The organism is Wolbachia endosymbiont of Drosophila seguyi (assembly GCF_028981765.1).
Classification (GTDB): Bacteria; Pseudomonadota; Alphaproteobacteria; order Rickettsiales; family Anaplasmataceae; genus Wolbachia; species Wolbachia pipientis.
The window spans coordinates 1-8,739 of sequence record NZ_JAPQLM010000089.1 but is presented as its reverse complement, the minus strand read 5'-3'; the positions used below and the strand labels follow the sequence as shown (position 1 = coordinate 8,739).

Annotated in this window: 8 protein-coding genes and 2 pseudogenes; 4 read left to right on the top strand and 6 right to left on the bottom strand. The window is 35.3% G+C overall.

Annotated features, from left to right (window positions below; all coding sequences use genetic code 11):
* Positions 1-367: 367 nt before the first annotated feature.
* A complete protein-coding gene (locus tag OZD62_RS01935; RefSeq protein WP_162829040.1) occupies positions 368-532 on the bottom strand; it encodes a hypothetical protein in 165 nt (54 codons plus the stop codon).
* A 181-nt stretch (positions 533-713) separates the two neighbouring features.
* On the opposite strand from OZD62_RS01935, the pseudogene OZD62_RS06160 reads away from it, so the two are divergent.
* The 4 genes and pseudogenes from OZD62_RS06160 to OZD62_RS01920 form a co-directional block, all read left to right on the top strand.
* A pseudogene (locus OZD62_RS06160) lies at positions 714-1,410 on the top strand (transposase); the annotation flags it as partial.
* A gap of 51 nt (positions 1,411-1,461) precedes the next feature.
* A pseudogene (locus tag OZD62_RS06155) lies at positions 1,462-1,968 on the top strand (transposase); the annotation flags it as partial.
* A gap of 440 nt (positions 1,969-2,408) precedes the next feature.
* Positions 2,409-2,936, top strand: coding sequence for a c-type cytochrome (locus OZD62_RS01925; RefSeq protein ID WP_010082469.1), 528 nt, complete (start codon positions 2,409-2,411; stop codon positions 2,934-2,936).
* 1 nt (position 2,937) lies between these two features.
* Positions 2,938-3,699, top strand: a complete 762-nt coding sequence (locus OZD62_RS01920; RefSeq protein WP_275019320.1) for an alpha/beta hydrolase — start codon at positions 2,938-2,940, stop codon at positions 3,697-3,699.
* Positions 3,700-3,874: 175 nt separating this feature from the next.
* Here OZD62_RS01920 and trpS read toward each other — a convergent pair whose 3' ends face one another.
* The 5 genes from trpS to OZD62_RS01895 form a co-directional block, all read right to left on the bottom strand.
* The gene (gene trpS, locus OZD62_RS01915) at positions 3,875-4,873 is read right to left on the bottom strand and encodes a tryptophan--tRNA ligase (RefSeq protein ID WP_275019319.1); all 999 of its coding nucleotides are present in this window, start codon (positions 4,871-4,873) and stop codon (positions 3,875-3,877) included.
* Positions 4,874-4,890: 17 nt separating this feature from the next.
* Positions 4,891-5,460 carry a nucleotide exchange factor GrpE gene (locus tag OZD62_RS01910; RefSeq protein ID WP_182282656.1) on the bottom strand — a complete coding sequence of 190 codons (570 nt, stop codon included), beginning with the start codon at positions 5,458-5,460 and terminating at the stop codon, positions 4,891-4,893.
* A 61-nt stretch (positions 5,461-5,521) separates the two neighbouring features.
* Positions 5,522-6,508 (bottom strand): polyprenyl synthetase family protein, encoded by a 987-nt coding sequence (locus OZD62_RS01905; protein ID WP_275019318.1) that lies wholly within the window; start codon positions 6,506-6,508, stop codon positions 5,522-5,524.
* Positions 6,509-6,518: 10 nt separating this feature from the next.
* A complete protein-coding gene (rpsP, locus tag OZD62_RS01900; RefSeq protein WP_006279266.1) occupies positions 6,519-6,839 on the bottom strand; it encodes a 30S ribosomal protein S16 in 321 nt (106 codons plus the stop codon).
* A gap of 401 nt (positions 6,840-7,240) precedes the next feature.
* Positions 7,241-8,739: peptidylprolyl isomerase (locus OZD62_RS01895; RefSeq protein WP_275019317.1), on the bottom strand; the 1,499-nt coding region annotated here is incomplete at its 5' end.

Genomic DNA, 8,739 nt, shown 5'->3' with positions numbered 1-8,739 from the left:
ATAATTTCTGTCAATAATTAATTATGAAAAACAAAGTTGCAATTTGAATAGATAAGCTATAAGTAATATACGACCAGCAATAGCCATACAATAGACTTCTTGTATAACCCACACTAAGTAGAAAAAAGGTGTCATCCAAGTAGCTGACACTGCTCTCCTTTGTCATTCCAGTGCTTGGCACTGGAATGACACCGAAGGGGCTACTGCCGTCTTGGATGGAAACCAGTGTCAGAACTAGTTAACCATGGGGCTTCTTTTGCCTTTTTTTCCATTTGGTAAATTTCTTAAATATTTATGGCTAACATGAAGCTAAGTACGAACTTTGTTAAACATAACAAATGGTGACATTCCAGTGCTCCTTTTTTTGTCATCCCAGTGCTTGACACTGGGATCCAGTTTTCCATATAATCTCATCGAAAATGTTGTAACCACTTTCTGTGCTAGTTTGCTTGCTTACAAGCAAACTTTCCTGGATCCCAGTGTCTGGGCACTGGGATGACATCATAGGGACACTGGGATTACACCCTGACAATCGTCATCCAGCTACTTGTTAGCGGCTAAGAGATACCGCGAATGAATCGCGGTATGACGGTTCGTGGCGGCATGACGATAACCTCGTCTCACTGCCATTAAGTTAAGGAAAAAAGATAGATTTTATGGGATAATGATGTATACCAATAAGTTTAAAGGTAGTATGAGTAAAAAAGGCAGTAATAAAATTTATTCAAAATGAATTGGCAAGTCTAGAATTTATAGAATCCCATAAATCATCTTCAAAAGATTTTATGAGAAAGAGGAAGTTATCTTTTATTGACATATTTATCTTAATTTTAAGAAAAAGTGTAAAGTCGCTGCAAGTAATACTAAACGAATTTATTTTATATAGGAAAAAAGACTATACCGTTACTGCTAGTGCTTTTAGTCAAGCAAGAAAAAAATGAAACACAGTGCATTTTCAGAAATTAACGAAGGTGTGGTTTCCTTGTACTACCAAGACCAAAAATTTAAAACTTGTTTTGGCTTTAGAGTGTTAGCTCTTGATGCCTCCAAAATCATTTTGCCAACAAGCGTTGAAATAAAAAATGAATTTGGCTCAAGAAAAATACGTAACCAAAAACCAAAAGATTTAGGTGATTATGCAAGTGCAACCTTTGCGGTTTGTTAAGATGTGCTAAATAATGTTGCCATAAGGTCAGTGTTAGATAGAGGTAACACTCATGAAATTAACTTAGCAGATGGAATGCTTAAAGTTGTAAATACTAATGACTTACTGATTTGTATATTTATCTTATAAATTTCTTTCTAGCCTTACAAAAAGAAAAATTGCTTATGTCATTCGATGTCCCAGATCATCTTTTAATGAAGTGAATGCTATGTTTGAAGAAAAAAGCCCATCTAGTGTTGAGGTTACCATATGTGCTCAGCGTAAGATAAAACAAGAAAATAGTGGAATAACGCTTCAAAGTGGTACTGCCATCTGGTGAAATTGAAGTGTTAGCTACATCATTAATGGATGAACAAAAGTTTCAAACTGGAGGATTTAAGGAGTTATATTTTTTACGCTGGGGAGTTGAGACATTTTTTGCAAAACTCAAAGGAAGACTAAGTCTAGAAAATTTTACAGGAAAAAGTGTTGAGTCTGTTAAACAGGATTTTTGGTCAGCTATCTTTATTAGCAACCTAGAAAGTGTTATGACAGAAGATGTAGAAGAAGCGTTGAATATGGACTTAACCGATGATAAGCTTAAGAGGAGCATTAACAAATCTGTCTCATTTAACGCGATCAAAAACTTGGCTTTCGACATTTTTGCTACGGAATCAGATACTGACTGCATTATGGATCAATTATCAAAGCTATTTTTGATGAACACTTTGGCGGTAAGAAAGGGAAGGAAAGTTGATCGTCATAAGGTACCTTATCTTCGTGCGTTCAATTACCAAAAAAGGGTTAGAAAACACATATTTTGACTAGAGGTAGTATTCATATCTTCTGATAATAACTGGGTAGCTTATTGCCATAGCTCCTGTAAAATGACTTCTAAACAAACTATTTCTTAAGTAATTTACACTTCAGAGTTTATCTGCTTTAAAGTTTACTCTATTCTGTTTCAGTATTTGTCATAAATCCTTAATTATTTCTGACTTTTTAGTTCAGTTTTTAACCATTCTTTCCTTAACTTAATGGCAGTGAACCTCGTCATCCCGCTACTTGTTAGCGGGATCTCTTGTTAGCGGCTGAGATACCGCGAATGAATCGCGGTATGACGGTTCGCGGCGGTATGGACGTAGGAAAACCTTTCTTGGGTTAGCTATAGAGACTCTCATCTTTAGCGAGCTTCAAGGTAATTGGTTGCTATTTGCGAAAATATTCGCATAATTTAAGTAACATTACTTAATAAAAATTAACTATGGAGCTTAATAAGATTGCAGCATCGATTTTACTTTCTGGGCTAATCATTATGATAGTTAGTAATGTAGTTGATATGCTTTACAGTCCAGAAGAATATAAGATTGAACACCAAACGATAGTAGCTGCTGGCAGCAATGAGTTCCAGCAAAAAATCGAACAAGTGGCGCTTGATATTGGAGCGCTCATGCAGAATGCTAGCTTTGAGAAAGGTAAATCAGCAGCAAAAAAATGTATAGCCTGCCATAGTTTTGAGAAAGGTGGAATGAATAAAGTAGGACCAAACTTATGGAACATAGTTGGAAATAAAAAGGCCCATCTTGGTAACTCATTCAATTACTCAAAAGCAGTGCTTGAAAGAGGTGGAAAATGGGGGTATGAGGAGCTATTTGCCTTTTTAAAGAACCCAAAAGCCTATATAAAAGGTACACGTATGGCATTTGCAGGTATTTCCAATCCACAAGAAATTGCAGATCTAGTTAGTTATTTGCATCAATTGAGTGATAGCCCGGTTGCTTTGCCAAAGTAGTATGGATTATTGTAAATTGTTTGATGGAAATAATGGTCACATAGCATATCGAAAGCTACAAGGAAAGAAAGCTTCTGTAGTTTTTTTCGGTGGATTTGCATCCAATATGGATGGAACTAAAGCAACTGCTATTTACAAATTTTGCCAAGAAAATGACGTAGCACTTGTGCTATTTGATTATTTTGGTCACGGTCATTCAAGTGGTAATTTTATTGATTACACGATAAGTGATTGGCAAAAAAATTGTGCTAAAGTAATGAGTGAATTAACTAGCGATAAACAAATAATTATAGGTTCAAGTATGGGAGGATGGCTGATGTTGCTCACTGCCCTTCAATTTCCAGAAAAAATTGCAGCACTAATTGGTATATCGTCTGCTCCCGATTTTACTGAAGATTTGATATTCAAGCAATTGTCAGGCAAGCAAAAAGAAGAACTAGATTCTAAAGGTGTAATAGATTTTACTTCAGAGCATTGTACATACAAAATAACTAAAAATTTGATCGCAGATGGCAGAAAGAACCTTCTTTTAAACAAAAAGACAATAGATATAAACTGTCCTGTGCGCTTGCTGCATAGCATTAATGATAAAGATGTTCCTTATCAAACTTCATTGAATTTAGCTGAAAAAATTAAGTCAACCGATGTTGAAGTACACTTAATAAAATCAGCAGAGCACAGTATGTCTGACAATCATTCACTGGAAGTTTTATTTAAGACCATTAGAGAATTTTGTAACCAGACTGCATTCTGTGATTTTTAGCAAAACACGATTTTTCATTTGAGCTTTCTTCAACTTAAAATAAATACAGAAAATTGCTGCCTATAGCTAAACTGACTTAGATTTACCGACAATTTGAAAAACCGTCATCCCGCTACGTGTTAGCGGCTGAGATACCGCGGCGGTATGACGGTTCGCACCATCACACTTTGGAACCTTACAGATATTGAGCAAATCCAATAATATCCTTGATTTCTTTTATATTATGGGTTGCAATTTCTGCTGCTTTCTTTGTGCCTTTTTTTAATATTTCATGTAAATGGAATTGGTCTTTTAAAAGATCATTCATTTTCTCACGTATGGGTGATATAACACTGATAATTAAATCAGCTAACTCTTTTTTGAAGTGCTTCATGTCATGTTTGTTCACTTCTTCACATACTTTTTTCACATTTACATTACTAAGCACTGAATAAATGTTTATCAAATTGCTTATTTCTGGTCGGCACTCTAAAGTAGCAAAGCCTAGAATTGAATCTGTTTTTGCTTTTTCTATTTTTTTGACAATTAAGTCATCCGTATCATCAAGGTTAATGCACGAATGTTCTGAAGGATCAGATTTACTCATCTTGCTTGTACCATCTCTTAAGCTCATTATCCTTGATGTGCAATCCAAAGTTAAGATTTCAGGTACGATGAAATGATCCAGCTTATAATGATTGTTAAAAGCTGATGCAATATCACGTGCAAGCTCCAAATGCTGTTTTTGATCATCACCAACAGGAACGTATTTAGTTTGATACAACAATATATCTGCAGCCATAAGTACTGGATAACTATATAATCCAAGAGAGGCTTTTTGTTTATCGCTGCCAGCTTTATCTTTAAATTGAGTCATGCGATTAAGCCAACCAATTGGTGTATAGCACCCAAGCAGCCAGCCCAGTGCTGCATGACCACTAACTGTGGACTGATTAAAAATAATGGACTTTTCTGGATCTATTCCACATGCAATATAAGCTGCTGCTGTTTTGAAAATATTACTTTTTAATTCACTTGCGGGAAGCTTATTTGCTGTGATTGCATGTAGGTCGACAATACAAAAAAGAGATTTGTATTTATCCTGTAAGTCTATCCACTGTTTGATTGCACCAAGATAATTACCTAAATGTAGTACGCCACTTGGCTGGATACCTGAAAAGACAATACTTGTCATTATACATTTACCTCATGCTAATCGTTTCCACAATCAGCAGATTTCTTAGAAAGAATAACCATTGCAGGGCGGAGCAACCTATTTTTGATAGTATAACCAGTTTGTAGTACCTCTACAATGGTGCCAGGCTCTTTTTCATTGTCTTCTCTTTCCACAACAGCTTGGTGTAAATTACTATCAAAAAGCTCACCAAGTGGGTCTACTTCCTCTATTCCATGTTTTTTTAGATCATTTATAATTTTTTGATAAGCTACTTTAATCCCCTCATGAACAGGATCACCGTCTTTCAAAATTTCCATTACTCTTTTTAAATTGTCGCACGAGTCGATCATATCACGTGCAAGTTTTGTGACTGCGTAGTCACTTGCATCGCTAATTTGCTTTTGCATTATACGTTTGACGTTTTCATTATCTGCAACAGCACGGCGTAAATGATCTTCAAGCTGAACTGCACGTTCTTTTAATGTATTGAGATCTTCATTTAAATCATCAGTTTGCTTATGGTTATCACTTTGTTGGTCGTCACCTTTCTGCCTACTTACCATATCAGCAAACTTCTTCTTTTTCTCCTTACTGCTATCTGACATATCATTACCCTTAAGAATCTAATAAATATATAACAATTAATCTGAAAATATCAAGCGCCAGCTACATTCGTCTTTCTATGCTCGCATTTAAAAAGTTAATTAAAGTAGTTTTATAAAAAGAATCAGAAAAAGTACTAATATCATTTTGTGCCATATTAATGTAGTGTCTAGCTTTTTCCATAGAAAGCTGAATGGCATTATGGTGATTAATATAGTGTAATGCTTGGTCAAAATTGTGTCTAGCTGAAGAAAAGCATTTTTCCCAGAATTTTTGCTCTGCTGGACTGCCCTTTTCGTATGCTATAATAGCAGGTAAGGTGACTTTACCTTCGAAAAAGTCTTTTCCGACTTGCTTTCCAGAAGTGCCTTGATTAGCAGTATAATCGAGCATATCATCAACTATTTGAAATGCCATACCAAAATTAAAACCAAAATTCTTTAGCCTCTCTGTTTCGTCATTTGTTGCACCAGATACTGTTGATGCAGCTTCACAGCATGCAGAAAATAAAGATGCTGTCTTTTCTCCAATGATATCAAAATAATTTTCCCTGACTGTGTGGGGGGCAAAGCGTGCTGTCATCTGCTTTATTTCACCCTTCACAAGTAAATGCGATGCTTTAGATAAAATAGAGAGAATATTTAAATTTCCACACTCTATAAGCCATCTAAATGCTAGAGTCAACAATAGATCACCAACTAAAATGCTTGATTTATTTCCCCAAATCTTATTCGCTGTTTTAACTCCATGGCGTGCCTCACTTTCATCGAGCACATCATCATGAAGTAAAGTAGCATTGTGTATACACTCTACCGATGCAGCAACGTTGATCCTATTCTCCCCAGAATAGTTTAGCATTTTACATATAATAAAAACTAGTTTAGGCCTTATTTTTTTTCCACCTGACCTAACAAGATGAGATATAATATCAGTAGCAAGCTTAGCATCTTCATCATTGACATTTTTGAAGACAAAGTCATTCATAGCTGACAAATCAGAAGATACAATATCGTCTAATTTATCGCTGTTTGTTAAATCAGTATTTAGCATTTTAAGAGACTTATGCCTCTTGCCCTTGTGCTTTCTCGTTCTCTACTTTCTTCTTTTCTGTTTTCTTTGGTTCTGTTTCTAAAGTTACTATGCCTTTTTTGATAAACCACAGTACTCTTTCAGTTGCCTGCGCGCCTACACTTAGCCAATGTTTTAATCTATCAGCTTTCACCACAACACGATTTTTATTGTCTTTTGGTAACATTGGATCATATTGTCCTATTTTCTCAATAAAACGCCCATCTCTTGGTGCTCGTGAATCAGCTACAACTATCCTATAAAAAGGGCGTTTCTTTGCGCCAAACCTCGCCAACCTTATTTTAACTGCCATGTTAACCTTTATTCATATATTAGCCACAATTTTATACAATGAGCCGTTTTAAGTCAAATGAATTATACAGCTTTTGCACCTTATAATATAATTACCAATAATGTAGGGCAGTGCCGGGCGCACAGCTATACGAACATTCATTTTTGAAGGTAAATTGCACAGCAAATGGTGTCATTCCAGTGCTTGACACTGGAATCCAGCCTTTTTTTAATCATTAAAACGTTGTATTTTAACATAAAACGGCTACTTTTATGCTTACCAACTTAATAAAATTCCTGGATCCCAGTGTCTGGGCACTGGGATGACATCCTTTCTAGTGAAGATTGCTCTCAAATCGCAATGTTCGTACAGTTGTGTGTCTGGGCACTGGATGCGTTTGAAGCAGCTTATAAGATTTTTGATTATATATCATCAAGTATAGCGTGATTAACTTCGACTTTATACTTTGATTCCAGATAGCTAATTAGTTGCTCTTTTAGCGATATCATCACACGTTTTCCGGTGTCAAGCGTGTTTAATTTGCCATTTGATGAATGCATTTCTTTTAGAACACCTATTATAATTTCATTATTGTATTGAATAGGATCTGTCACTGAACCAGTTGTTTTCATATTGAAAATCTCTTCTACAAAAGAAAAGGGGTAGTTTTGTTGATCCACTTTATTGCGGGGCATCTGCTGACCTTTAACTAATTCCACACCTTGAATTTCTTCCAAATCTGTTTTTTCTCTTAGTTGAACTGCAACCTCTTGCCCGAATTTAAACATTCTTTCTTTTATAAACTCACTACGCCAAAGCTCTACCGCTAATGCCTTGCCTTCTTCAAAACTTTGCAATTTGGGTGGAAAGATATCGACGATTTTTACACTAACAACGGCGTCCCCAACGCCCTTAAAATAACCTTTCTGATCCTTTTCTCGCGAAAAAATGAAAGAAATCAAATCACCAGAATCTCCTACGTTATTACCGCTTTGATCTTTTCCACTCGCATCTACTGGACCAATAGTTTGTATAGGTAAATTATATTCACTCAATATTTCTTCAATTTCTGAACCATTGTATATCTTATAGTTCACTTGGTTTATGAAATCATTGACTCTTTCAAAAGACTTTTGGTTAGTTAGAACTGACTTTATGTCTTTTTTTAAATCAACTAAGTCTTCATCAGAGATTTGATGCGCACTTTCCACTTTTACTATGTGCCAACCAAAACTGCTTGCTAAAACTTCACTTACTTCACCTACTTTAAGAGCAAATACCTTCTCTCTCACGTCTTCTGGTAAAAAATCCTTAGTTATATTATTTACTCTAGTTTCCTCAAGTTTTGCTTTGCCAAACTCTTCTACTATCTGTTCAAAGCTTGTTTTACCCTCCTCAAATGCTCTTCTTGCTGTCTCAGCTTCTTCTTTGGTAGAAAATATTGCATTGAATATATCTCTTTGATTTTTAAGTTCTTGTTGTTCTATTATACCATCAACTTCTTCATCTGAGATCTTGATTTGATCTTCAAAATACTTTTGGCCTAGGGAAATATATTGCGCAGTTCGATACTCAGGATAATAAAAATGGGATTTATTTCTTTCGTACAAATCAAGTAAGGCTTGATCATCTGGTTCAGGAATGTTTGTAACTGCATCTTCAGTTATTTTAACAATATCAACTACTCTAGTTTGGTAGCGACTTTTGTATATCTGCTCATCAATTTTCTCGCCAAAAGTTACTGGATAATTATCTTTAAATAATGAAGTCATGAACATCATTGCAGGCAGGACTTTCTCTAGCTTTGCTATATACTCTTTCTCTGTCATATGCAGGTCATTTAGCGTTTCATAGAATTTATTTTTGTCAAATTCACCTTTATCATTTTGAAAGTATTTGGTGTTTTTAATATGGTTTTTTA

Coding starts and splice junctions, on each gene's coding strand:
- OZD62_RS01920 (WP_275019320.1), top strand. CDS start 2,938: ATGGATTATTGTAAATTGTTTGATGGAAATAATGGTCACATAGCATAT.
- trpS (WP_275019319.1), bottom strand. CDS start 4,873: ATGACAAGTATTGTCTTTTCAGGTATCCAGCCAAGTGGCGTACTACAT.
- OZD62_RS01910 (WP_182282656.1), bottom strand. CDS start 5,460: ATGTCAGATAGCAGTAAGGAGAAAAAGAAGAAGTTTGCTGATATGGTA.
- OZD62_RS01905 (WP_275019318.1), bottom strand. CDS start 6,508: ATGCTAAATACTGATTTAACAAACAGCGATAAATTAGACGATATTGTA.
- rpsP (WP_006279266.1), bottom strand. CDS start 6,839: ATGGCAGTTAAAATAAGGTTGGCGAGGTTTGGCGCAAAGAAACGCCCT.
- OZD62_RS01925 (WP_010082469.1), top strand. CDS start 2,409: ATGGAGCTTAATAAGATTGCAGCATCGATTTTACTTTCTGGGCTAATC.